The sequence below is a fragment of the Caldimonas sp. KR1-144 genome (assembly GCF_049446155.1).
Taxonomy (GTDB): Bacteria; Pseudomonadota; Gammaproteobacteria; order Burkholderiales; family Burkholderiaceae_C; genus Rivibacter.
Genome location: NZ_JBMSEE010000001.1, coordinates 722,628 through 744,124 on the forward strand (window position 1 = coordinate 722,628; position 21,497 = coordinate 744,124).

The 21,497-nt window shown below is 72.8% G+C and carries 22 protein-coding genes; 16 read left to right on the forward strand and 6 right to left on the reverse strand.

Going from position 1 to position 21,497, the window contains the following annotated elements; genetic code table 11:
• The first annotated feature begins 47 nt into the window (after window positions 1-47).
• From ACO2TI_RS03560 to ACO2TI_RS03575, 4 genes are read left to right on the forward strand one after another with little or no spacing between them, the layout of a single operon-like run.
• Window positions 48-377: a hypothetical protein gene (locus ACO2TI_RS03560; RefSeq protein WP_423282066.1), complete on the forward strand. Its 330-nt coding sequence runs from the start codon at window positions 48-50 to the stop codon at window positions 375-377.
• A 5-nt stretch (window positions 378-382) separates the two neighbouring features.
• Entirely contained in the window at window positions 383-847 is a 465-nt protein-coding gene (locus ACO2TI_RS03565; RefSeq protein ID WP_423282067.1) for a hypothetical protein, read from the forward strand.
• Entirely contained in the window at window positions 844-1,383 is a 540-nt protein-coding gene (locus tag ACO2TI_RS03570; RefSeq protein WP_423282068.1) for a hypothetical protein, read from the forward strand. The genes ACO2TI_RS03565 and ACO2TI_RS03570 overlap by 4 nt, the downstream gene beginning before the upstream one ends.
• Window positions 1,380-1,916, forward strand: a complete 537-nt coding sequence (locus ACO2TI_RS03575) for a DUF421 domain-containing protein (RefSeq protein ID WP_423282069.1) — start codon at window positions 1,380-1,382, stop codon at window positions 1,914-1,916. Before ACO2TI_RS03570 ends, ACO2TI_RS03575 begins: the two co-directional genes overlap by 4 nt.
• Before the next feature lie 61 nt (window positions 1,917-1,977).
• Here ACO2TI_RS03575 and ACO2TI_RS03580 read toward each other — a convergent pair whose 3' ends face one another.
• Window positions 1,978-4,968, reverse strand: a complete 2,991-nt coding sequence (locus tag ACO2TI_RS03580) for an ATP-binding protein (RefSeq protein ID WP_423282070.1) — start codon at window positions 4,966-4,968, stop codon at window positions 1,978-1,980.
• Window positions 4,969-5,181: 213 nt separating this feature from the next.
• Here ACO2TI_RS03580 and ACO2TI_RS03585 point away from each other — a divergent pair, with 213 nt between their 5' ends.
• The 8 genes from ACO2TI_RS03585 to ACO2TI_RS03620 all read left to right on the forward strand — a co-directional run bounded on the left by ACO2TI_RS03585 (window position 5,182) and on the right by ACO2TI_RS03620 (window position 13,307).
• Entirely contained in the window at window positions 5,182-5,391 is a 210-nt protein-coding gene (locus tag ACO2TI_RS03585) for a hypothetical protein (protein WP_423282071.1), read from the forward strand.
• A 105-nt stretch (window positions 5,392-5,496) separates the two neighbouring features.
• The gene (locus tag ACO2TI_RS03590) at window positions 5,497-6,807 is read left to right on the forward strand and encodes a glycosyltransferase (protein WP_423282072.1); all 1,311 of its coding nucleotides are present in this window, start codon (window positions 5,497-5,499) and stop codon (window positions 6,805-6,807) included.
• A complete protein-coding gene (locus ACO2TI_RS03595; protein WP_423282073.1) occupies window positions 6,795-7,610 on the forward strand; it encodes an SDR family oxidoreductase in 816 nt (271 codons plus the stop codon). The genes ACO2TI_RS03590 and ACO2TI_RS03595 overlap by 13 nt, the downstream gene beginning before the upstream one ends.
• On the forward strand, window positions 7,607-8,239 hold the full coding sequence (locus ACO2TI_RS03600; RefSeq protein WP_423282074.1) for a D-glycero-alpha-D-manno-heptose-1,7-bisphosphate 7-phosphatase: 633 nt from the start codon (window positions 7,607-7,609) through the stop codon (window positions 8,237-8,239). Before ACO2TI_RS03595 ends, ACO2TI_RS03600 begins: the two co-directional genes overlap by 4 nt.
• A gap of 25 nt (window positions 8,240-8,264) precedes the next feature.
• A complete protein-coding gene (locus ACO2TI_RS03605; protein ID WP_423282075.1) occupies window positions 8,265-9,386 on the forward strand; it encodes a glycosyltransferase family 9 protein in 1,122 nt (373 codons plus the stop codon).
• A gap of 14 nt (window positions 9,387-9,400) precedes the next feature.
• Window positions 9,401-11,239, forward strand: coding sequence for a carbamoyltransferase (locus ACO2TI_RS03610; protein ID WP_423282076.1), 1,839 nt, complete (start codon window positions 9,401-9,403; stop codon window positions 11,237-11,239).
• An 11-nt stretch (window positions 11,240-11,250) separates the two neighbouring features.
• Window positions 11,251-12,366 (forward strand): glycosyltransferase family 9 protein, encoded by a 1,116-nt coding sequence (locus tag ACO2TI_RS03615; protein ID WP_423282077.1) that lies wholly within the window; start codon window positions 11,251-11,253, stop codon window positions 12,364-12,366.
• Window positions 12,363-13,307: a glycosyltransferase family 4 protein gene (locus ACO2TI_RS03620; RefSeq protein ID WP_423282078.1), complete on the forward strand. Its 945-nt coding sequence runs from the start codon at window positions 12,363-12,365 to the stop codon at window positions 13,305-13,307. Before ACO2TI_RS03615 ends, ACO2TI_RS03620 begins: the two co-directional genes overlap by 4 nt.
• A gap of 121 nt (window positions 13,308-13,428) precedes the next feature.
• Here ACO2TI_RS03620 and ACO2TI_RS03625 read toward each other — a convergent pair whose 3' ends face one another.
• Both ACO2TI_RS03625 and ACO2TI_RS03630 read right to left on the reverse strand, forming a co-directional pair.
• Window positions 13,429-13,884 (reverse strand): PA2169 family four-helix-bundle protein, encoded by a 456-nt coding sequence (locus ACO2TI_RS03625; RefSeq protein ID WP_423282079.1) that lies wholly within the window; start codon window positions 13,882-13,884, stop codon window positions 13,429-13,431.
• Window positions 13,885-13,937: 53 nt separating this feature from the next.
• Window positions 13,938-14,189, reverse strand: a complete 252-nt coding sequence (locus ACO2TI_RS03630) for a DUF378 domain-containing protein (RefSeq protein WP_423282080.1) — start codon at window positions 14,187-14,189, stop codon at window positions 13,938-13,940.
• A gap of 193 nt (window positions 14,190-14,382) precedes the next feature.
• Here ACO2TI_RS03630 and ACO2TI_RS03635 point away from each other — a divergent pair, with 193 nt between their 5' ends.
• Both ACO2TI_RS03635 and ACO2TI_RS03640 read left to right on the forward strand, forming a co-directional pair.
• Window positions 14,383-15,624: a glycosyltransferase gene (locus ACO2TI_RS03635; RefSeq protein WP_423282081.1), complete on the forward strand. Its 1,242-nt coding sequence runs from the start codon at window positions 14,383-14,385 to the stop codon at window positions 15,622-15,624.
• The gene (locus ACO2TI_RS03640; RefSeq protein WP_423282082.1) at window positions 15,621-16,409 is read left to right on the forward strand and encodes a DUF2334 domain-containing protein; all 789 of its coding nucleotides are present in this window, start codon (window positions 15,621-15,623) and stop codon (window positions 16,407-16,409) included. The genes ACO2TI_RS03635 and ACO2TI_RS03640 overlap by 4 nt, the downstream gene beginning before the upstream one ends.
• On the opposite strand, the gene ACO2TI_RS03645 is transcribed toward ACO2TI_RS03640, so the two are convergent.
• Together ACO2TI_RS03645 and ACO2TI_RS03650 are read right to left on the reverse strand one after the other, a co-directional pair.
• Entirely contained in the window at window positions 16,337-16,876 is a 540-nt protein-coding gene (locus ACO2TI_RS03645; RefSeq protein ID WP_423282083.1) for a phosphatase PAP2 family protein, read from the reverse strand. The two genes, ACO2TI_RS03640 and ACO2TI_RS03645, sit on opposite strands and share 73 nt — an antisense overlap.
• A 103-nt stretch (window positions 16,877-16,979) precedes the next feature.
• Window positions 16,980-18,152 (reverse strand): glycosyltransferase family 4 protein, encoded by a 1,173-nt coding sequence (locus tag ACO2TI_RS03650; RefSeq protein ID WP_423282084.1) that lies wholly within the window; start codon window positions 18,150-18,152, stop codon window positions 16,980-16,982.
• Between the two features lie 134 nt (window positions 18,153-18,286).
• On the opposite strand from ACO2TI_RS03650, the gene ACO2TI_RS03655 reads away from it, so the two are divergent.
• Complete coding sequence (locus ACO2TI_RS03655) at window positions 18,287-19,270, forward strand: UDP-glucuronic acid decarboxylase family protein (protein WP_423282085.1); 984 nt, start codon at window positions 18,287-18,289, stop codon at window positions 19,268-19,270.
• A 106-nt stretch (window positions 19,271-19,376) separates the two neighbouring features.
• On the forward strand, window positions 19,377-20,582 hold the full coding sequence (locus ACO2TI_RS03660; protein ID WP_423282086.1) for an FAD-dependent oxidoreductase: 1,206 nt from the start codon (window positions 19,377-19,379) through the stop codon (window positions 20,580-20,582).
• A 133-nt stretch (window positions 20,583-20,715) separates the two neighbouring features.
• Here the strand turns inward: ACO2TI_RS03660 and ACO2TI_RS03665 are convergent, their stop codons facing one another.
• Window positions 20,716-21,459 carry an SDR family NAD(P)-dependent oxidoreductase gene (locus tag ACO2TI_RS03665; protein ID WP_423282087.1) on the reverse strand — a complete coding sequence of 248 codons (744 nt, stop codon included), beginning with the start codon at window positions 21,457-21,459 and terminating at the stop codon, window positions 20,716-20,718.
• Window positions 21,460-21,497 lie beyond the last annotated feature (38 nt).

Below are 21,497 nucleotides of genomic sequence, written 5' to 3' on the forward strand. Positions count from 1 at the left end.
TCCGCTCACCAGATCGCCCGCGCGTTCACATCCGGAAGGAGTTCCCCATGGCGACCCAGACGCCCACCATGCCGAGCGGCTCTTCGAACGAAGGCACGCCGTTCCCGCGCTCGCCGGACACCGAGCCGGCCCGACCGGCGGCCAGCGGGCCCGCCACGCTGGACCGCGTCGTGCACGGCGCCCACGAGGCGGTCGACCGCGTCGCGCGCCGCGCCGCGCCGGCGCTCGACACGCTGAGCACCGCCGCCTCCGACGTGAACGCCTGGCGTGACGAGTGGGTGACGACGTGCCGCAACGAGGTGCGCGCGCATCCGCTGGCGGCCGTGGCGCTGGGCGTGCTCGCCGGGCTGCTGGTGGGCCGCCTGATCTCGCGCTGACGTCGATGGACGCCACCCCGCGCCGTCCGGCGAGCCTCGCCGGCGACGAGGCGGCGCGCGCGCCCGGACCGCTCGCGGGCGCGCTGGCCGGCCTGGCCGAGCAACTGCTCGGCCAGCTCAGCGACCGCGTCGTGCTGCTGCAGCTGGAACTGCGCCGCTCGGGCGCGGTGATGGTGGTGATCGCCGCGCTTGCGGTGGCCGGCACCATCCTGGTGGCCAGCGCATGGATGACGCTGTGCGCGGCGGCCGCCGGGCTGCTGCTGCTGGCGGGCGCGAGCTGGATCGTCGCGGTGGTCGGCGTGATCGCGGTCAACGTGGTGCTGGCCGCGCTGTGCCTGGGCTGGGCGCTGAGGCTGCTGTCGTCGGTCGGCATCCCGCTGACGCTGCGGCACCTGACGCGGCACGCCGCCGCCGGCGACGACGCGCAGGCGCGCCGGTCGGACCCCGCGCAGGCCGGATGGGCGCCATGAACGGCGCCGCCTCGCTGAACGAACAGATCGCGGCGGCGGAGCGGCGCGTGATCGCCCGCGACGATGCGGTGCTCGAGCAGCTGCACCGCCTCGGCGGCGCGCTGCGCGCCGAGGCGGCGAACGGCTTGCGCAAGGGCGCGCTCGCCGCCGCGGCCACGCTCGGCGCGCTGGTCCTGTTCGGCCTCGTGGGCCGCGCGGCGCGGCGCCGGGCGCGCTCCCCGCGCGCCGCCGCGGCCCGCACCGACCCGCCCGCCGCGGCCACCGCCGCGCGTGCCGCGCCGGCCGCGCTGCTGGTCGCCGAAGCCGCTCTGCAGGCGATGGACGGCCGCCACCACCGCGCGCGTGCCTTGCTGCCCTGGCCCGCGCTGGTGGCGATGGCCTGGCCGCTGCTGCCGCACGCCGTGACGCGGCGCATGACGCCGCGCACGGCCGGTGTCGCGACGGCGCTGGCCGCGACGGGGATCGGCTCGGTCGTCGCGCCGTGGTGGTCGCGCCACCACGAGGCGGCCCGGCAGCGCGTGAACGCGCGGCGATGACCGTCGACTGGACCGCCCTGTTCGGCTTCGGCGTCAGCCCGCTGGAGCTGGTGGTGCGCGGCACGTCGATCTACTGGTCGCTGTTCCTGCTGTTTCGCTTCGTGCTGCGGCGCGACATCGGCTCGATCGCGATCGCCGACGTGCTGCTCGTGGTGCTGATCGCCGACGCCTCGCAGAACGCGATGGCCGGCGGCTACGACTCGATCTCCGAAGGCCTGGTGCTGATCGGCACGATCGGCGCGTGGAACTACCTGCTCGACTGGCTCAGCTTCCACAGTCCGTGGCTGCGCAAGCTGATGGAGCCCAGCCCGCTGAAGCTGGTGATCGACGGGCGCCTGCAGCGCAAGAACATGCGCGCCGAGCTGATCACCTTCGAGGAGCTGGAGGGCAAGCTGCGCGAGTCCGGCGTCGAACGACTCGACCAGGTGGCCAGCGCGACGCTCGAGACCGACGGCACGATCACGGTCATCAAGCGCAAGGACGACGACACGCAGCGCCCGCGGTCGGCGCACCGGCCCAGCGTCGGAGCCTGATGCCGCTTCGTGCCGCCAACTCCCTCGCCCCGCTTGCGGGGAGAGGGAGCCTTCAAGCGACTCAATCCCCCTTGTCGATCATCAGCGCGCGCAGGGCATCCAGCTCCACCGGCTTGACCAGGTGCGCATCGAAGCCGGCCTCGCGCGCCTGGCGGATGTCGCGCGCCTGGCCGTAGCCCGACAGCGCGATCAGCCGACCGGTGTAGCCGCGCAAGCGGCTCTCGCGCGCGAGTTCGTAGCCCGACATGCCCGGCAGGCCGATGTCGATCACCGCCACGTCGGGACGCTGCTCGAGCAGCATGTCCAGGCCGCGCGTGCCGTCGCCGCAGGACTGCACCTCGTGGCCGTCGAGCCTGAGCACTTCCTGCAGCGACACGCGCGTGTCGTCGTTGTCCTCGACCAGCAGCACGCGCCGCCGAAGGCCGGGCGCGATGCGCGTCGACTCCGCAAGGCCTGCGGGCCGATCGATCGTCGGCAGGTGCACGTAGAAGCTCGAGCCCTCCGGCCCGCTTTCGACGTGCACCGAGCCGCCGTGCATCTCCACCAGGCGGCGCACCAGGGTCAGGCCGATGCCCAGCCCGCCGGCGCGGCGGTCGATGCTGCGCTCGCCCTGCACGAAGAGATCGAACACGCGCGGCAGCAGCTCGGGCGGGATGCCGACGCCGTCGTCGTGCAGCGCCAGGCAGGCGCGCTCGTCCTGGCGCGTCACCTCGAAGCGGATGCGCCCGCCCGCCGGCGTGTACTTCAGCGCATTGGTCAGCAGGTTGTTGATGACCTGCTCGATGCGCGTGATGTCGGCATCGACCCAGACCTCGTCGGCGCGCACGCTGATCTCGTGCTCCTTGCCGCTGCCGGTCACGCGCGCGGTTGCGGCGATGCGTTCGACCAGCGCACCCAGCTCCACCGGCGCGCGGCTGAGCAGGATCTTGCCGGAGATCAGCCGCGAGACGTCGAGCAGGTCGTCCATCAGGCGCGCCAGGTGGCGCGTCTGGCGCTCGATGATGCGGCGCGCGTCATCGGCGATCTCGGCCTGCGACTTGGCACGGTTGAGCACCTCGACCGCGGAGGCGATCGCGCTCAGCGGATTGCGCAGCTCGTGCGCCAGCATCGCCAGGAACTCGTCCTTTGCGCGGTTGGCGTCCTCGGCTTCGCGACGCGCCTTCTGCTCGTGCTCGACCAGCGCGGCGCGTTCGCGCTCGACCAGCTTCTGGTCGGTCACGTCGACCGTGACCCCGAGCATCTGCTGCGGCCGGCCCTGGTCGTAGGTGATCAGCACGCGGCTCGACAGCCAGCGCCAGCCGTCCTCGCCGTGGCGCACGCGAAAGTCGATGGTTTCCTTCTCCTGTCCGCGCGCCAGCGCGTTGCGCAGCATCGCCTCGACATGCGCGCGGTCCTCGGCCGCGACGCGCTGCACCCACTCGAGCAGCGTCGTCTCCTGGCTTTCGCTGCCCAGTCCGAACAGCAGCGCCTGGCCCGGCGTCCAGGCCAGCGCATCGTCGGCGACGACGTAGTGGAAGAAGCCGACGTGGCCGGCCTCCTGCGCCAGGTCCATCAGCCGCTGCGACTCGCGCAGGCGGTGGTCGGCGTTCAGCAGCTTGGCCTCGTTGCGCTTGCGCTCGGTGATGTCCACCATCGCGCCGACCGCACCGCGCGGCTGACCGCTGGCATCGACCAATGGCTCGGCGTTGGCCAGCACGAACACCGGCTCGCCCTTGTCCCGGCGCAGCTCCAGCTCGATCGCCGGCACCGTCTTGCCTTGTGCGGCCGCCAGCTGCAGCGGCTGGCGCTCGGGCGGCAGCGGCTGGCCGCGATACCAGACCGTGATCTCGCCATCGTCGGGCAGCCCGCCCAGCATGCGCGTGAGCGCCGGGTTGCGCGTGACGTTCCTGCACTGCGTGTCCTGCGTGAACGCCATGCCGATCGGGCTGGCACGAAACAGCGCCTCGAACTCGTCGGCCTTGCGCTGCTGGCGCTCGCGCGCGAACTCGTCGGCACGCGCGGCCTGCTCGAGCGCGTCGTGCAGCTGCGCGATCTCGCGCACGACGATCGGCGCGCCGCGCGTCGGCCGCGGCGAGCGCACCAGGTCCAGCAGCGGCTCGGTCACGCGGCGCGCGACGAACAGCGCGCACATCAGGCCCACGAGCAGGCCGAGCAGGCCGATGCCGGCAGCCGAGATCATGGCCTGGCGCAACGCGGCGTCCATCGACTCGACCGGCACGCCGACCGCCACGCGCCAGTTCGACAGCGGCACCTTGCTGACCGCCGTGTAGCTCTCCTCGCCCTCGGGCATGGGCACGCGCGCGATGCGTCCGGCCTGCGCGGACAGCGCGGCTGTCGTCTTCGCCGGCATCGGCTGGCCGATCGCGGCCGGCTGCGCCGATTGAGCGATCACGTTGTAGCGCCCGTCGAGCACCTGCGCCACGTTGCCCGGCCGCCCCGACGCGCGCTGCGTGACGTCCTGCCAGACCGAGGTCGGAATCCACACACCGAGCACCCAGCGCACCTCGGGACCGTTCATCACCGGCACCGCGACCGCAGTCACGAACGGGCCCTGCGGCCCGCCGGCCAGCAGGTCCGACGCGAGCGGCTCGCCGCGCCGCGCGACGTTGGCGAGATCGAGCCCCACCGTCGCCCAGCGCACGTCGGCGTCGCTCGGCCAACCGGTCGTGAACAGCACCTGGCCGGTGGCATCGGCGAGGAACACGCCGCTCCAGGTCGAGCGCAGCATCGTGCGCGCACGCGCCTGGCGTTCGAACGTGGCCAGGTCGCCCTGGCGCAGCGCCTCGCTTTGCGACACGGTGGCCAGCGCGTCGACCGACGACAGGAGCTCGCGCTCGAGCACGCTGGCGATCGACGCGGCCGAGCGCGTGAGCTCGGCGCGCATGCGCTGTTGCTCGTCTTGCAGCTTCTGGTACAGCAGCAGCCCGAGCAGACCGGCGATCGGCAAGGTCGCGACGACGATCACGACCGTGAGGTAGGCGCGCAGCGATGCCGTCGGCCACCGCAGCCCGGCAGAGCCGGGCAGGCGGGCGGAGGCTGGCGCTGGTTGCATGGGCCGCTGCGTCGGCCGTTGCGTGGACCACATGGCTTCGGCGAGCGTAGCGCCGCCGCGAAGGCCGTCAATCGGTGAATCGCGCTTCAACGGTGCTGCGTGGCCTCGCGGTGTCACGGGCACGTCGATTGCCTGAACCCCGTTTGAGCCCTGTTTGCGGCCGGCGCACCCGCCACGCCTTCGAGCCGTTCGAACCAACCGAGGAGCCGACAGATGAAGCAAGACGTCGTTGTGATCGCCGCACTGGGCGCGCTGCTCGCCTATGCGCTGCGCGCCGTGCGGCACGCGCGCCACGAGGCGATGCGCCCCCGCGCCAAGCCCACCGAACTGCAACGCTGGGAAGGCGAAGGCGGCGGCGTGCCGACACCGCCCGCGGCCACCGATACGCCTTCCGAAGCGCTGCGCCCGCCGATCGCTTCCTGACGACCGACACATCGTTTGCATCGCGCTGGCTGCATCGTGCTGACCCCCTCGCTGACGGCACGCGGATTGCCGAACCGCGCTACCTTCAAACGATGGGAAGACACGATGACCGGCGCTCCGCTGCGCATCGCCTTGATCAGCGAACACGCATCGCCGCTGGCCAGCCTCGGTTCGGTCGACGCGGGCGGGCAGAACACCTACGTCGCCAACATCGCGAAAGCGCTGGCGATGCAGGGCCACCAGGTCGACATCTTCACGCGCCGCGACGACCGTGACATGCCGACGGTGGTCGACATGCGCCCCGGCTGCCGCGTGATCCATGTGGATGCCGGACCGCCGAGCTTCGTCGCGAAGGAATGCATGCTCGAGCTGATGCCGGCCTTCGCGAGCCAGATGGCCGCGCTGATGCGCCACAGCGTCGGCTACGACGTGGTGCATGCCAATTTTTTCATGTCGGGCTGGGTCGGCCTGCGGCTGCAAGACGAGTTCGACGTGCCGCTGGTCACGACCTTCCACGCGCTCGGCCTCGTGCGGCGCGAGCACCAGCCCGACGACGCCTTTCCCGCCTCGCGCATCGGCATCGAGCGCGTGCTGATGCAGCGCTCCGACGCCGTGATCGCCGAGTGCCCGCAGGACCGGCTCGACATGGTGCGGCTGTACGGCGCCGACACCGACCGCCTGCACACCGTGGCCTGCGGCATCGACCGCGAGGAGCTCGCGCCCCTCGCGCGCGAGACCGCGCGCCAGCGCCTCGGCCTGCACGGCGACGCCTTCACGGTGCTGCAGCTCGGACGCATGGTGCCGCGCAAGGGCATCGACAACGTGATCCGCGCGCTCGCGCTGCTCGACGCGCCCGCGCGCCTGCTGGTGGTCGGCGGCGATGCCGACAAGGGCGGCGGCACCGCGGCCGAGGCCAAGCGGCTGCGCCGGCTGGCGCTCGAATGCGGCGTGCGCAGCCGCGTCGACTTCGTCGGCCAGCGCTCGCGCGCCGAACTGCGCTGGTGGTACTCGGCGGCCGACGTGTTCGTCTCGACGCCGTGGTACGAGCCCTTCGGCATCACGCCGCTCGAGGCCATGGCCTGCGCGCTGCCGGTGATCGGCGCGGACGTCGGCGGCATCAAGTACAGCGTGATCGACGGCGTGACCGGCCTGCTGGTGCCGCCACGCGACCCGCGCGCGCTGGCCGCGAGCCTGGCCTACGTCGACGCGCACCCCGAGGTGGCGCGCGCGATGGGCCTCGCCGGCCTGCGCCGCGTGCGCACCGAGTTCACCTGGGAGCGCATCGCCGCGCAACTGCTCGAGGTCTACCGGGCCGTGCTGACGCGCGGTCGCACCCGCCGGCGCCGCTCGCTGCGGCTGGTTCCTGCCGGCTCGACGTTCGCTTCATCAACAGGAGTGATGGCATGTCTGCATTGATCGATTCACTGGCCGAGGAGGCCTTCGCGCGGGAGGTGGAACAGACGGCACGCGTGCGCACGCCGCAGCTGCTGCCGCTGGAAGACCGCGTGGTCTTCGTGACCGGTGCCGCCAGCGGCCTGGGCGCGGCGATCGCGCGCGACCTCGTCGAGCAGGGCGCGCGCGTCGTGCTGGCCGACATCAACCGGCTGAAGGCCGGGCAGCACGCCGAATCGATCGACCCGCGCGGCGAGCGCAGCCTGGTCGTGACCTGCGACGTCAGCGATGCCGAAGACTGCGTCGCCGCGATCGAGCGCAGCGTCTCGCACTTCGGCACGATCGACGCGCTGGTCAACAACGCCGGCACCGACGTGACCTGCGCGATCGGGGATCTGAGCGTCGCCGACTTCGACCGCGTGCTGTCGACCAACCTGCGCGGGCCGTTCCTGCTGATCAAGGCCGCGCTGCCGGCGCTGATCGACGGCTACGACGGCGAGGGCGGCCAGATCGTCAACATCGCGTCCACCGCGGCGCGCCGCGCCTGGCCGAATGCGAGCGCCTACCACGCCAGCAAGTGGGGACTGCTCGGCCTCACGCAGTCGATCCACGCCGAGCTGCGCGCCAGGGGCGTGCGCGTGACCAGCGTGATCGCCGGCGGCATGCGCACGCCCTTCCTGCTTGACCGCTTTTCCGACCTCGACCCGGCGCTGCTGCAAGACCCCGCCAACGTCGCGCTCGGCGTGCGCTTCGCGTTGACGATGCCGCGCGGCTCGGTGGTGCCGGAGCTGATGGTCCTGCCGCAGAACGAGACCTCGTGGCCATGATCAGAAGCAGCCGCTGGATCGCGCCCGACGAGCCGCTCGCGCAGCCGCGCCCCTGTGTCTTCATCGACAAGGACGGCACGCTGGTGCGCAACGTCGCGCACAACGTCGACGCTTCGCGCATCGAGTTCATGCCGCGTGCGCTGCAGGCGCTGCGCCGGCTGGCCGATGGCGGCTACCTGCTCGTGCTGGTGACCAACCAGCCGGGGCTGGCCGAGGGCCGCTTCTCGCGCGCCGACTACGGCGAGCTGCTGCGCGCGCTGTCGCGCCGCCTGCGCGACGAGGCCGGCCTCGCGTTCGCCGGCGTCTACACCTGCGGCCACGCGCCGGGGCCCGACGGCCGCCCAGCCTGCCTGTGCCGCAAGCCCGCGCCCGGCCTGCTCAAGCAGGCCGCGGTGTCGCTGCGGCTGGACCTCGCGCGCTCGTGGATGGTGGGCGACATCCTCGACGACATCGAGGCCGGACGGCGCGCGGGCTGCCGCACCGTGCTGGTCGACGTCGGCAACGAGACGCAGTGGAAGCGCGGGCCGATGCGCGAGCCGCACGTGGTCTGCCACGACCTGCTCGAGGCCGCGCAGGCGATCGCCTCGGCGCGGCAGGCGCCGCCGGCGCGGCAGCCGCAGCCGGCCTGAGGCAGGGCACGGGCGAGAGCGCGCGATGACGAGCCCATCCACGTTCGGCTCCGCGCTCGAGTGGCGGAGCGCCACGCGCATCCTCGCGGTGCGGCTCGACAGCATCGGCGATGTCGTGATGACCACGCCGGCATTGGCCGCGCTGCACGACGCGCCGGGCCGGCCCTCGGTGACCTTGCTGACCTCGCCGGCCGGCGCCGCGCTCGCGCCGCTGCTGCCGATGGTCGATGCAGTGATCGCGCACCGCGCCCCGTGGGTCAGCGGTGCTTGCTTCGACGACGACGATGCGCTGATCGAGCGGCTGCGCGCGCGGCGCTTCGATGCCGCGGTGATCTTCACCGTCAGCACGCAGTCGGCGCTGCCGGCCTCGCTGGTGTGCCGCATGGCCGGCATCCCGCTGCGGCTCGCGCACAGCCGCGAGAACCCCTACGGCCTCTTGACGCACTGGGTGCGCGACGAAGACCGGCTCGGCGACGCGATGCGGCACGAGGTGCGCCGCCAGCTCGACCTGGTCGCCAGCGTCGGCTTCAGCGCAGCGAGCGAACGCCTGCAGATCGACATCGGCGCGAGCGATGCGCGCGCCGCCGCGGCGGCGCTCGTCGCGCACGGCCTGGCCGAACGGCAGCCCTACTTCGTCGTCCACGTGGGCGCCAACGCCGCGTCGCGGCGCTACGCGCCCGAGCGCTTCGGCCGCGCCGCGCGCGAGGTCGGCGCGCGCACCGGCTGGCGCGCGGTCTTCACCGGCAGCGACGACGAGGCCGAGCTCGTCGCCCGCGCGCTGGCGCACGCCGGGGGCGACGCGGTGGCGATCACGCGCGACCTGGCGCTGGGCACGCTGGCCGCGCTGATCGGCGGCGCGCGGCTGCTGATCGCCAACAACAGCGCGCCCATGCACCTGGCCGCCGCACTGGGCACGCCCGTCGTCGCGCTGTATGCGCTGACCAACCCGCAGCACACGCCGTGGCGCGTGCCGGCGGCCGTGCTGCACCGGCACGTCGACTGCCGCCACTGCCTCAAGAGCACCTGCCCGCGCGCCGACCACGCCTGCCTGAACGGCGTGGCGGTCGAGCAGGTGGTCGATGCCGCGATGAACCTGGCGATGCGACCGCGCCGCGCAAGCGCCGCAGTGGCCCTCCCATCGCCTTAACGGGCCCCAGACACATGATCACGCTCGGCATCAACGCCGCCTACCACGACAGCTCGGCGGCGATCGTCGTCGACGGACGCATCGTCGCGGCCTGCGAGGAGGAGCGCTTCACGCGCATCAAGCACGCCAAGCGGCCGGTGCCGTTCTCGGCCTGGGAGCTGCCGTTCAACGCGATCGGCCACTGCCTGGCGGCCTGCGGCGCGACGATGGAAGACGTCGACCACGTCGCCTACAGCTTCGACCCGGGCCTGTTCCTCGGCCCCGACTACGCCGGCGCCAGCGGCTTCTCGCTGCCCTGGCAGCCCTCGGCCGACGCGCCGGTCGACGACGCGGTCCTCGATGCCTCGTGGCGAGGGCCGTGGGATCCCGTGTTCGCGGCCTACGTCATCAACGCGCCGCGCTTCCTGCGCGATGCGGTGCCGCTGCACCTGCAGCGCCGCTTCGGACCGCCCGGCATGCCGGCGGGCTGGCGCTGGCACTTCGTCAACCACCACCTCGCGCACCAGGCCAGCGCCTTCCTGTGCGCGCCGTTCAGCCGCTGCGCGATGATGACGCTCGACGGCCGCGGCGAACGCGCCACCACCAGCTACGGCGCCTGGCGCGACGGCGCCTACGAACACCTCGGCCAGGTCGAGGTACCGCATTCGCTGGGCATCCTCTACGAGCGCGTCACGCAGCACCTGGGCTTCCTGCCGTCGAGCGACGAGTTCAAGGTCATGGCGCTGGCGGCGTTCGGCACCGCGCGCTTTCGCCAGCACTTCGACGACATGCTGCGCGTCGGCGACGACGGGCGCTTTCGCATCGAGTCCTACGAGCTCGCCTCGTGGGCCGGACCGCCGCGCGAGCGCGGCATGCCGCTCGAACAGGCCCACCTCGACCTCGCCGCGTCGCTGCAAGGTGCGCTCGAGGAGGCCGTGCTCAAGCTCGCGCGCTGGCTGCACGCCGCGACCGGCGAGCCGTGCCTGGCGATGGCCGGCGGCGTCGCGCTGAACTGCCTGATGAACGCGCGCCTGCGCGACGAAGGCCCGTTCGAGCAGGTCTGGGTGCAGCCCGCGGCCGGCGATGCCGGCACCTCGCTGGGCGCCGCGCTGTGGGTCGACGCGCTGCAGCGCCGCGACGACGCCCCGGCGCCGCCGGCGGCCACCCCCGGCGTGCCGCAGGCGATGCCGCTGCCGCTGCTGCAGCCGCTCGCGCCGCGGCTGCATCCGATGCGCGACGCCTTCCTGGGCCCGGCCTTCGGCGACGACGAGATCGAGGCGCTGCTGAAGTGGGCCCGCGTGCCCTACCGGCGCCTCGCCGACGACGCCGCCCGGGCCGAAGCCGCGGCGCGCCTGCTGGCCGACAACCGCGTGATCGGCTGGTTCCAGGGCCGCATGGAGTTCGGCCCGCGCGCGCTCGGCGCGCGCTCGATCATCGCCTCGCCGATCGAGGCCAACATGCAGGCGCGGCTCAACGAGTACAAGGACCGCGAGGACTTCCGTCCGGTCGCGCCGGCGGTGCTCGAAGAGGCGATGCCGCAGTGGTTCGAGGCCACGCGCGACAACGGCGGCAGCTCGCCGTTCATGCTGTTCACCTACCGCGTGCGCCCCGACAAGGCGCAGCGCATCCCCGCCTGCTGCCACGTCGACCACACCGCGCGCATCCAGACCGTCGACGCGGTCGCCAACCCGCCGTTCCACGCGCTGCTCAAGGCCTTCGAGGCGCGCACCGGCGTGCCGGTGCTGATCAACACCTCGTTCAACGTGCGCAGCGAGCCGATCGTCTGCACGCCCAAGGACGCGATCGACGCCTTCCACAGCACGCCGCTGGATGCGCTGTTCATCGAGTCCTTCCTGCTGGAGAAGGACCGATGAGGGAAGGACCGATGAGGCCGGCCTTCGATGCGCCGATCGAGCGCATCGTCGTGCTGCGCGCGCTGATGCTCGGCGACATGCTGTGCGCGACGCCCGCGCTGCGCGCGATCCGTCACCACTACCCGAAGGCGCGCATCTGCCTGGTCGGGCTCGGCTGGGCCGGACCGTGGGCGGCGCGGCTCGACTGCGTCGACGAGTTCATCGCCCTGCCCGGCTATCCCGGCTTTCCGGAAACGCCGGCCGACGTGCGCGCGCTGCCCGACTTCCTGGCCCAGGTGCAGGACCGCCGCTTCGACCTCGCGATCCAGCTGCATGGCAGCGGCGCGATCGTCAACCCGCTCCTGGCCTGCTTCGGCGCGCGCAACATGATCGGCTTCCACGACGGCCACTGCTGGACGCCGCCGACGCCGCCCGACTCGCCGTCGTGGCTGCGCTGGCCCGAGCGCGGCCACGAAAGCCTGCGCCTGCTCGCGCTGACCGACCACCTCGGCATGGCGCGCCAGGGCGTGATGCCGCATTTCGACCTCACCGATGAAGACCGCGAATCGCTCGCCGCGCTCTGGCCCGGCCGCCCACCCGAGCGCTACGTGTGCGTGCATGCCGGCGCGCAGCTGCCGTCGCGGCGCTGGTGGCCCGAGCGCTTCGCGGCGCTGTCCGACGCGCTGGTGCGCCGCGGCTACGAGGTCGTGCTGACCGGAGGCACGCCCGAGGTCGAGCTGATCGAGTCGGTGGCCGACCAGATGGAGGAAGAGCCCATCGTGATGGCCGGCAAGACGGACCTGTGGAGCCTGGCCGCGTTGCTGGAAGGCGCGCTCGGCGTGGTCTGCAACGACACCGGGCTGTCGCATCTCGCGGCCGCGCTCGAGAAGCCGAGCGTCGTCGTCAGCTGCGGCTCGGATGTCGAGCGCTGGGCGCCGCTGAACCGCCAGCTGCACCGCGTCGTCGCGGCCGACGTCGAGTGCCGGCCCTGCGCTCACCGCGATTGCCCGATCGGCCACGGCTGCGCCACGGCGATCGAGGTGGCCGACGTGCTCGAGGCCTGCTGGTTCGCGCCGCCGCGCGGCACCGCGCGTCGCGCCGGCGTGCGCATCGCCGCCGCGCAGGGGAATGCGCTGAACGGGCCATGACGCGGCGGCTGCGCATCCTCACCTGGCACGTGCACGGCAACTACCTGCACTACCTGAGCCACATCCCGCACGATCTTTGGCTGGTGCATGACACCAGCGGCCAGCCGTTTCGCAGCGGCCGCAGCGGCCGCCTGCCGTGGTCGGACAACGTGCACGACGCGCCGGTCAGCGACCTGCCCGGCATGCGCTTCGACGCGGTGCTCTACCAGTCGCGCCACAACTGGCTGCACGACCGCCACCTGCTCAGCGCCGAACAGCACGCGCTGCCGGTCATCGCGCTCGAGCACGATCCGCCCCAGGAGCACCCGACCAACACGCGCCACTGGGCGGCCGACGAGGCGGCGGCCATCGTCCACGTCACCGCGTTCAATGCGCTGATGTGGGACAACGGCCGCGCGCGCAGCGTCGTGATCGAGCACGGCGTGCGGCCGCTCGCCGCGGCGCGCTACAGCGGTGAGATCGAAGCCGGCATCACCGTCGTCAACGACCTCGCCAAACGTGGCCGCCGGCTCGGCCTCGATGTCTTCGAGCAGGCGCGCGAGCGCGCGCCGCTGGTGCTCGCCGGCATGGGCAGCGAGGCCTTGGGCGGCATCGGCGAGATCGCGCACGACGAGCTCGCCAGCGTGATGGCGCGCCACCGCTTCTTCTTCCATCCGGTGCGCTACACCAGCCTCGGCCTCACGCTGCTGGAAGCGATGTTCGCCGGCGTGCCGGTCGTCGCGCTGGCGACCACCGAGCTCGCCTCGGTGCTGCGCGACGGCGACACCGGCTTCATCGACACCCGCCCCGAGGTGCTGCACGAGCGCATGCAGGAACTGCTCGCCAACCGCACGCTCGCGCAGGCGCTCGGCGAGCGCGGCCGGCGGCTGGCGATGTCGCGCTTCTCGATCGGGCGCTTCGCGGCGGACTGGGATCGACTGCTGCGCGAGGTGTGCGGCTAGGGTTGGACGGCAACTTGCGTTGCCCCCTCACCCCTGCCCTCTCCCCCTGGCGGGGGCGAGGGAGCTTGGGGCGTGGGGGGTGCGCCCTCTCCCGCGTGCGGGAGAGGGTTGGGGTGAGGGCTCAGGCCGTCGTCCTCAACGAGTTGCGCAGGTTGCGCACCTGGTCGTGGTGGCGCAGCGCACCTTCATACTGCCGCTGGACCGTCGCGCGCAGGTTGGCCGGCAGGTCCTGCTTTTCCAGCGCGCGGCGATAGCGCGCCACCGCGGCATCCTCGCCGCGCTCGCATTCCTCGAGCATCGCGAGGTCGGTGTAGCCCGACAGCGTGCCGCGCACCGCGACCCAGCCGCGGTGCAGTGCGCCGGCCGCGGTGCCGCGGTCGTCGGGGCGCCCGCCGAGTTCGGTCACGTGGGCCTGCAGCTCGCGCGCGGCCAGCGCGCATTCGTCGGCGCGCTGCAGCAGGAGGCTGCGGATGTCGTCGCGCTTGGTGTGTTCGGCGCAGGCGCGAAAGCCGTACTCGCCGTCCTTGCAGTTCTCGATCAGATCATTGAGAACGCCGATCGCTTCCTCGTTCTTCATGGTGCTGGTCTCCGACAGGGTCAACAGGGTTCAAAGGGCTCGGGCCGTGCGGCTCAATCCATGCGCGAGACGCGCGGCAACAGCGACAAGGCATAGACCGCCGCCACGCCGAAGAGCGCGTAGACCGTGCGCGAGGCCGTCGTCATCGGGCCGAACAGCACGGCGACGAGATCCACCTCGATCAGGCCCAGCAGGGCCCAGTTCAGTCCTCCGAGGATCAGCAGCGCGAGGGCCACCAGGCCGAAGAAGCCGTACAGGCTGGTGCGTTCCGCGAGGGGAGGAAGGGATGGGTTCAGTCGTTCCATAGGGGCTCCTCTTCGGGGGCGGTTGTGCCGTTCGGGACTCGGGGCAGTTGGCGTGCCCACGGCGAGACGCTCGGGCAAGGCGGCGCCGCATGACGGGCGGCGTGACGACGCTTACCGGACGGCATGCGAACGGCACGACGTTTGCCGAACCGCGGTCATGAACAGGACACCGGGATCGTTGGGACCGCGGCCATTGACGCTGGTCGACACCACCATGTACTGGAGCCGCACCGGCGGCGGCGTCGGACGCTACGTGCTCACGCGCGCGCACTGGCTCACCACGCGCGCCGGCTGGCAGCACGCGCTGGTCGTGCCGCGGCGCAACGGCGCCGAGTCGCCGCAGCACACGCGCTGCATCGAGGTCGGCGGCTGGCCGCTGCCCGGTTCGGGTGGCAGCTACCGGCTGCCGCTCAACACGGCCGAGCTCGCGCGCCGCATCGCCGAGCAACTGCCCGACCTGATCGAGGCCGGCGACCCATTCGCACCCGCCTGGGCCGCGATCCGCGTGCGCGACGCGAGCGAGGTGCCCATCGTCGCGTTCTGCCACGGCAACCTCGCGGCGGTCGCTCGCCAGGCCTGCCTCGGCGGGCACCGCGCGCTCGAGCTGCCCGGCCGGCTGGCCGGCGCGGGGGCATACCGCCTCGCCGCCGCCTACCTGCGCACGGTCTATCGCCACTTCGATGTCGTGCTCGCGCCCAGCCAGGCGATGGCGCGCACGCTGCGCGGCATGGGCATCGAGCGCGTCGAGCACCAGCCGCTGGGCGTCGACCGCGAGGTGTTCCAGCCCAGCCGTGCCGACCTGCTGTGGCGGCGGCGCCTCGAGAAGCAGCTCGAGCTGCCCTCGGGCGCGCGGCTGTTCCTCTATGCCGGCCGCCTGGCACCCGAGAAGCACCTGCAACTGCTGGCCGATGCGGTGGCCGCGCTCGGGCCGCGCCACTTCCTGCTGCTGCAAGGCCATGGCCCGTGCCGGCCGCAGGGCGAGCACGTGCGCTGCCTGCCGCACGAACGCGACAGCCTGCGCGTCGCGCGGCTGATGGCCAGCGTCGATGTCTTCGTGCATGCCGGCGACCAGGAGACCTTCGGCCTCGCCGTGCTGGAGGCGATGGCCTGCGGCACGCCGGTCGTCGTGCGCGCGGCCGCGGGCCTGGGCGAGCTGGTGCGCGACGGCGCCGGCATCGGCGTCGATGCCGATGCTCCGGCGCACGACTGGCCCGAGGCGCTGCGCGCGGCGCTCGAGCGGCCCAACGACTGCATCTGCGCGGCGCTCGCGCGCAGCGCCGAGCACGACTGGCGCCGCATCCTGCCCTCGCTGGCCGCGCGCTACCGCCAGCTGTGCCTCGGCACACCCGCGGCGGCGAACACGAGCCCGCCGCCGCCGGCCGCAGGCCGCCAACCGACGTGCCCGCCCACGCGCAACGCCCCGTCTGCGTCGTGATCCACGACGCGGGCGCGCCGACCTGGCCCCGCTGCGAACGCTTGTGGCAGGCGGTGCAGAGCGTGGCGCCGTCGGCCGCGCCGATCCCGGTGACCTGGCTCGTCGTGCCGCGCCTGCACTGGGCGCCGTCGACGCCGGCCTTCATCGCCGGGCTGCACGAGGCGGTGTCGCGCGGCGACGAGCTCGCGCTGCACGGCTACAGCCACGTCGACGCGGCGCGGCCGCGGCACCCGCTCGACTGGTGGCTGCGGCGCATCTACACGCGCGCCGAGGGCGAGTTCGCCGGCCTCGACGAGGCCGAGGCCCTGCGGCGGCTGGCGGCAGCGCGCGGCTGGTTCGAAAGCCACGGCCTGCCGCCGGCGCGCGGCTTCGTCGCGCCGGCCTGGCTCTGCAGCCCGGCGGCGCGCGCGGTGCTCGAGCGCGCCGGCTTCGACTACCTGTGCTTTCTCGCGCACATCGACGCGCCGGGGCGCGGGCGCCGCCTGAGCTCGCTGGCGCACGCCTACAGCACGCGCTCGGCGTGGCGGCGCCAGGCGTCGATCGCCTGGAACGCCGTGCTCGCGCGCGTGCAGACGCGCGCCGCGCCGCTGCGCCTGGAGCTGCACCCGGGCGATGCCGAGCACGCGAACGTGCGCCGCGCGTGGATGCGGCGGCTCGAGGCGGGCTTGCGCGGCGGCCCGGCGCTGACGCTGGGCGGCGCGCTCGACGCGCTTCAGGACCCGGCGACCACGATGCCGCCCGTCAGCAGGCCGAGCGCGACGCCGGCCAGCACGTCGCTCGGGTAGTGCAGGCCCAGCGCGACGCGCGAGGCCGCGACCAGCGCCGCAAAGGCCCACAGCGCCGGCGCCATCGGCGGGTAGTTGACCGTCAGCAGGGTCGCGAACGCGACCGCGTGCAGCGTGTGCCCGCTCGGGAAGCTGAACTGGTCGAGCACGCGGGCGCGCGCGCAGACATCGACGCAGGCGATGAAGGGCCGGCGCCGCGCGGTGCGACGCTTGACCTCGCGGTAGATCATCAGGTTCAGGACGCCCAGCGCGAACATGTGCGCCACCACCGCCCAGCCGTCGCGCCGGTCCAGCCACGGCAGCGCGATCATCAAGCCGTACCACAGCACGCCATCGCCCAGCCGGCTCACGATGGCCAGCGACAGCACGACCGCGCGGTTCGCGAGGTGGCGCTGCAGCGCGAGCGTCCAGCGAAGGTCCAGCTCGCAGCAGTGGCTCCACGTCGCTTCGTACGAGGCGCGAGACATGAATTGGCGCCACCCAGCGGACGCCGCGGATCCGGCTTCGCCGGTCCGCTGGCGTCGCCCCCTCGAGGGGGAGGCGCCGAAGGCGCTTCGGGGGTGGTCATCCTCAGGCCAGGGCTGCATGGCGCATCTGCTCGAGGTGGACCTGGAACGAGACCTCGTCGAGCTCGTCGACGAAGCGCTGCAACACGGGGCGCCACTTCAGCGCGAGCGCGGTGCGGCGCGCCTCGAAGCGCATCGGCGAGGGCGGCAGCGCCAGCAGCGCCGCGCGCTGCGTGCGCTCGATGAACGCCTGCGCATCGCCCTTGGGGCACAGCACGCCGTCGAAGCCGTGACGCAGGTGCTGGCGCGCCGCGCCGGTGTCGTAGGCGACGACGACGAGGCCCGAGGCCAGGGCCTCGAGCGTGACGTTGCCGAAGGTGTCGGTCAGGCTGGGGAACAGGAACACGTCTGCGCTCGCATAGCAGCGCGCGAGATCGATGCCGGTGCGCACGCCGAGGAACAGCGCCTGCGGATACTCGGCCTCGAGCCGGCGGCGGCACGGGCCGTCGCCGATCACCACCATGCGCGTGCCGGGCCGCACGCGGCGCGCTTCGCGAAACGCCGCGAGCGCCAGCTCCGGCTGCTTCTCGCGCGCGAGGCGGCCGACGTAGAGCATCACCACCTGGCCGGGCCGCGTCGCGCCCCAGGCGCCGCGCAGCTCGGCGCTGCGCAGCTCGGGCCTGAAGTGTTCGCCGTCGACGCCGCGCCCGACCACCGCCAGGCGTTCGAAGCCCAGTTGCTGCAGTTCCTCGCGCGCCTCGTCGGTGGGCACGAAGCTGCGGTGCGCCTGGTTGTGCAGCCAGCGCAGGTAGCCGCGCACCGCGCCGCTCGCGAGGCCCAGGCCGTAGTGGCCGCAGTAGCGCTGGAAGTGGGTGCGAAAGTCGCTCGTCACCGCCGCGCCCAGGCGGCGCCCGGCGACCACCGCCGCCGCGCCCAGCGGCCCCGGCGTCGCCACGTGCACGAGCTGCGGCCGCAGCGGCCGCCAGCGGCGCGCCAGGGCGGCGGCGCTCGCGAGGCCGAAGCGCAGCTGCGGGTACATCGGGATCGGCAGCCCGAAGGTGAGCTGGTCGCTCGTCGGCGCCAGCGCCGGCGCGCGATCGTCGTGGCCCGGCTGGTGCGGCCGCACGACGCACACCTCATGGCCGCGCTCGCGCAGCGCGGCCACGGTGCGACAGGTGGTCATCGCGACGCCGTTGAGTTCCGGTGGGTAGGTCTCGGTGACGTAGACGATGCGCATCGCGGCTCCAGGCAGCCGGCACGAAAGGCCTGCTGGCAGCCGGCGTTGGCAACCGCCATGCCCGCGACAACAGCGTAGGCATGGGGGTTGCCGACGACGGCTTCAATGCCACACAAGCGCAAGGAGGCCCAGCAATGGACGGTGCAGCGGTGATCGTGGCCGGCGGCGCCGGTTTCATCGGCAGCCATCTGTGCGAGCGCCTGCTGCGCGACGGGCACGACGTGGTGGCGCTCGACGACCTCTCGACCGGACGGCGCACGCACCTCGCGCGGCTCGCATCCAACGGCCGGCGCATCCGATTGCGCCTGCACGACATTTGCCACCCCTTGCCGGAAGACCTGCCGCCCACGCAGCGCATCTACAACCTCGCCTGCGCCGCCAGCCCCACGGCCTACCAGAAGGAGCCGGTGCACACCGCGCTCACCAGCGCCGTGGGCACCTGGCGCCTGCTCGAGCTCGCGCGCCACGGCGACAGCCGGCTGCTGCAGGTCTCGACCAGCGAGGTCTACGGCGATCCGCTCGCGCATCCGCAGGCCGAGGAGGACTGGGGCCACGTCAACCCGATCGGCCCGCGCTCCTGCTACGACGAAGGCAAGCGCTTCGCCGAGGCGCTGACCTTTGCCTACGCGCGCCAGTTCGACACCACGGTCGGCATCGCGCGCGTGTTCAACACCTACGGCCCGCGGCTGCGCCCGGGCGACGGCCGCGTGGTCAGCAACTTCATCGTGCAGGCACTGCTGGGCCAGCCGCTCACCGTCTACGGCGACGGCGAGCAGACGCGCAGCTTCTGCTACGTGGACGACACGGTCGAGGCACTGGTGCGCGTGATGGCCAGCGACGGGCCGGGGCCGTTCAACGTCGGCAACCCGGTCGAGACCACGGTGCTCGAGCTGGCCGAGCTGGTGCTGCGCCTGACCGGCAGCCGCTCCGCGCTCGTGCGCCGGCCGCTGCCGGCCGACGACCCCGTGCGCCGCCGCCCCGACATCCGGCGCGCGATGCACATGCTGGGCTGGCGCCCGTGTGTCTCGCTCGAAGACGGGCTGAAGGAGACGATCCGCTACTTCCGGCTCGAGCTGGCCGGCGCGCTGGCGGACGAGGCGCTGCGGCGCGCGGCTTGACGCCGGCCGGGCCGCCATGAGGCGAGGCGCGCGGGCGCCTCGACAATCCGCGCCTTTCGGAACCCTCACACGGCGAGGCGCATCTGCCCCGCATCAGCCCATCACCATGCAACGTCGCCGCTTCATCGGCGGGACAGGCGCCGCGCTGGCGGCGATGGGCGCCCGCCCTGCACCCGCTTCGCCCGCCGAGACGTCCTCGCCCGGCGGCAGCGCGGGCGCGCCCTTCGCGACGCCGGCGCCGCTGGTGCCGATGCAGGCGCGCATCGATCGCATCGTCGAGATCATGGTGTGCACGCGGCCGTTCCGCGCCGCGGGGCCGCGCATCGAGGCGCAGCAATGGGGGCGTCAGACCGTGGTGCACAACTACGGCCACGGCGGCAGCGGCTGGTCGCTCTCGTGGGGCTCGGCCCGGCTCGCGGTGGAGCTGGCGCTGACCACGCGCGAGAAGCGCCTCGCGGTGATCGGCTGCGGCGCGATCGGCCTCACCACCGCGCGCGTGGCCCAGCGCGCCGGCCTGCGGGTGCGCATCTACAGCCGCGAGCTGCCGCCGCAGGTGCGCTCGTCGATGGCCACCGGCGTCTGGTCGCCGTCATCGCGCCTGTGCGACGAGGCCCATGCGACGCCCGCGTTCCGCCGACAGTGGGAAACGATGGCGCGCGACTCGCACCAGATGTACCAGCACCTGCTGGGCCTGCCCGGCGAGCCGGTGGAATGGCGCGAGGGCTATGTCCTGTCGGACATTCCGTTCGGCCTGCCGCTGCCAGAGCCGGCCCAGCCCGAGGCCTCAGCCGAACCGGACTACGCGGACCTCGAAGGCGAGCTGCTCGGCGACCTGCGCCCGCGCTCGGTGCCGCTGGCGCCCCACCAGCACCCGTTCCCGGTGCCCTTTGCGCGGCGCTACACGCAGATGGTGTTCAACCTGCCGGCCTACAGCCAGCTGCTGATGAACGAGTTCATGCGCGACGGCGGCGAGATCGTGCACCGCGACTTTGAGAGCCCGCGCCAGTTTGCCGGCCTGAGCGAACGCACGCTGGTCAATGCCACCGGCTACGGCGCCCGCGCGCTGCTCGGCGACGAGAGCCTCGTGCCCGTGCGCGGCCAGATCGCTCGCCTGGTGCCGCAGCCCGACGTGCGCTACGGCATCACCTGGCGCGGCCACAACCTCTCGGTGGTCTCGCGGCGCGACGGCCTGCTGGTGCAGGCGCAGGGGGACGGGGACTTTGGCAACGAGAGCGTGGCGCCGGACCGGGCGCTGGCCGAGGCAGCGGTGAGGCGGCTGGCGGGGTTGTTTGGGCGGGGCAGCGCGGCATAAGAAAACTTGGCCCCAACGCCGGTTCTATAAAAAACCTTGGGCTCCCAAAGAAAAAGCCGCGCTGCCGGTGATCGGCTACGAGTTCCTCTTGTCCCGGCGGCCGCAGCAAGCAGGTCGTTCATGTGGAACTCCTTCAGGTGCGTCCCTTCACGGGAATGAGCGCACCGGTGATCGCCGCCGCGTCATCGGAGAGAAGGAACACGACCACGCGTGCCAGCGCACGCGGACTCACCCACCGGGCGTGATCGGCGTTCGGCATCGCGCAGCGGTTGGCTGGCGTGTCGATGATGCTCGGCAGCACGGCGTTGACGGTGATGCCGCGGTCCTTGAACTCCTCGGCCATCGCTTCGGTGAGGCGCGCGACGCCGGACTTCGCGGCGGCATAGGCGCCCATCCCGAGACCGGCATGGCCGGCAGCCGATGCGCCTACGTTGACGATGCGACCGTGGCCTCCTGCGAGCAGGTGCGGCAGCGCGGCCTGCGACGCAAGCAAGGTGGTGCGCAGGTTCATGGCATACAGCGCGTCCCAGGTGTCGACGCTGCCCTGCTCCACCGTTTCCCATCGAAAGCCGCCGGCGACGTTGACCAGCGCTGACAGGCCGCCCAAACGCAATGCGGCGTCGTCCAGGGCACGGTGCGCCGCCGCGGCGTCGCCCAAGTCGATGCCGCCGAGCGCAACGACGTTGTCCGGCACGTCGGCCGGCGCCGGTGCCTTGTCGAGCATGGACACGCGCGCGCCGGCGGCCAGCAGTTCTCGGGTGACCGCACGGCCGAGCGCGCCGAAGCCGCCGGTCACCGCGAGGGACTTCCCGGCAAGCGCGAGCTCACGCGTGGCTTCATCGAGCGGGGCGAAAGAAGGGGTCTCGGGGACATTCATCGTCGATGCGCTTTTCTCTTCAATCCAATCGCCAATCG

Bases quoted from the DNA above. Each gene is read 5' to 3' on its own strand.
- ACO2TI_RS03560 (WP_423282066.1), top strand. From the start codon at position 48: ATGGCGACCCAGACGCCCACCATGCCGAGCGGCTCTTCGAACGAAGGC.
- ACO2TI_RS03565 (WP_423282067.1), top strand. From the start codon at position 383: ATGGACGCCACCCCGCGCCGTCCGGCGAGCCTCGCCGGCGACGAGGCG.
- ACO2TI_RS03570 (WP_423282068.1), top strand. From the start codon at position 844: ATGAACGGCGCCGCCTCGCTGAACGAACAGATCGCGGCGGCGGAGCGG.
- ACO2TI_RS03575 (WP_423282069.1), top strand. From the start codon at position 1,380: ATGACCGTCGACTGGACCGCCCTGTTCGGCTTCGGCGTCAGCCCGCTG.
- ACO2TI_RS03580 (WP_423282070.1), bottom strand. From the start codon at position 4,968: ATGCAACCAGCGCCAGCCTCCGCCCGCCTGCCCGGCTCTGCCGGGCTG.
- ACO2TI_RS03585 (WP_423282071.1), top strand. From the start codon at position 5,182: ATGAAGCAAGACGTCGTTGTGATCGCCGCACTGGGCGCGCTGCTCGCC.
- ACO2TI_RS03590 (WP_423282072.1), top strand. From the start codon at position 5,497: ATGACCGGCGCTCCGCTGCGCATCGCCTTGATCAGCGAACACGCATCG.
- ACO2TI_RS03595 (WP_423282073.1), top strand. From the start codon at position 6,795: ATGTCTGCATTGATCGATTCACTGGCCGAGGAGGCCTTCGCGCGGGAG.
- ACO2TI_RS03600 (WP_423282074.1), top strand. From the start codon at position 7,607: ATGATCAGAAGCAGCCGCTGGATCGCGCCCGACGAGCCGCTCGCGCAG.
- ACO2TI_RS03605 (WP_423282075.1), top strand. From the start codon at position 8,265: ATGACGAGCCCATCCACGTTCGGCTCCGCGCTCGAGTGGCGGAGCGCC.
- ACO2TI_RS03610 (WP_423282076.1), top strand. From the start codon at position 9,401: ATGATCACGCTCGGCATCAACGCCGCCTACCACGACAGCTCGGCGGCG.
- ACO2TI_RS03615 (WP_423282077.1), top strand. From the start codon at position 11,251: ATGAGGCCGGCCTTCGATGCGCCGATCGAGCGCATCGTCGTGCTGCGC.
- ACO2TI_RS03620 (WP_423282078.1), top strand. From the start codon at position 12,363: ATGACGCGGCGGCTGCGCATCCTCACCTGGCACGTGCACGGCAACTAC.
- ACO2TI_RS03625 (WP_423282079.1), bottom strand. From the start codon at position 13,884: ATGAAGAACGAGGAAGCGATCGGCGTTCTCAATGATCTGATCGAGAAC.
- ACO2TI_RS03630 (WP_423282080.1), bottom strand. From the start codon at position 14,189: ATGGAACGACTGAACCCATCCCTTCCTCCCCTCGCGGAACGCACCAGC.
- ACO2TI_RS03645 (WP_423282083.1), bottom strand. From the start codon at position 16,876: ATGTCTCGCGCCTCGTACGAAGCGACGTGGAGCCACTGCTGCGAGCTG.
- ACO2TI_RS03650 (WP_423282084.1), bottom strand. From the start codon at position 18,152: ATGCGCATCGTCTACGTCACCGAGACCTACCCACCGGAACTCAACGGC.
- ACO2TI_RS03655 (WP_423282085.1), top strand. From the start codon at position 18,287: ATGGACGGTGCAGCGGTGATCGTGGCCGGCGGCGCCGGTTTCATCGGC.
- ACO2TI_RS03660 (WP_423282086.1), top strand. From the start codon at position 19,377: ATGCAACGTCGCCGCTTCATCGGCGGGACAGGCGCCGCGCTGGCGGCG.
- ACO2TI_RS03665 (WP_423282087.1), bottom strand. From the start codon at position 21,459: ATGAATGTCCCCGAGACCCCTTCTTTCGCCCCGCTCGATGAAGCCACG.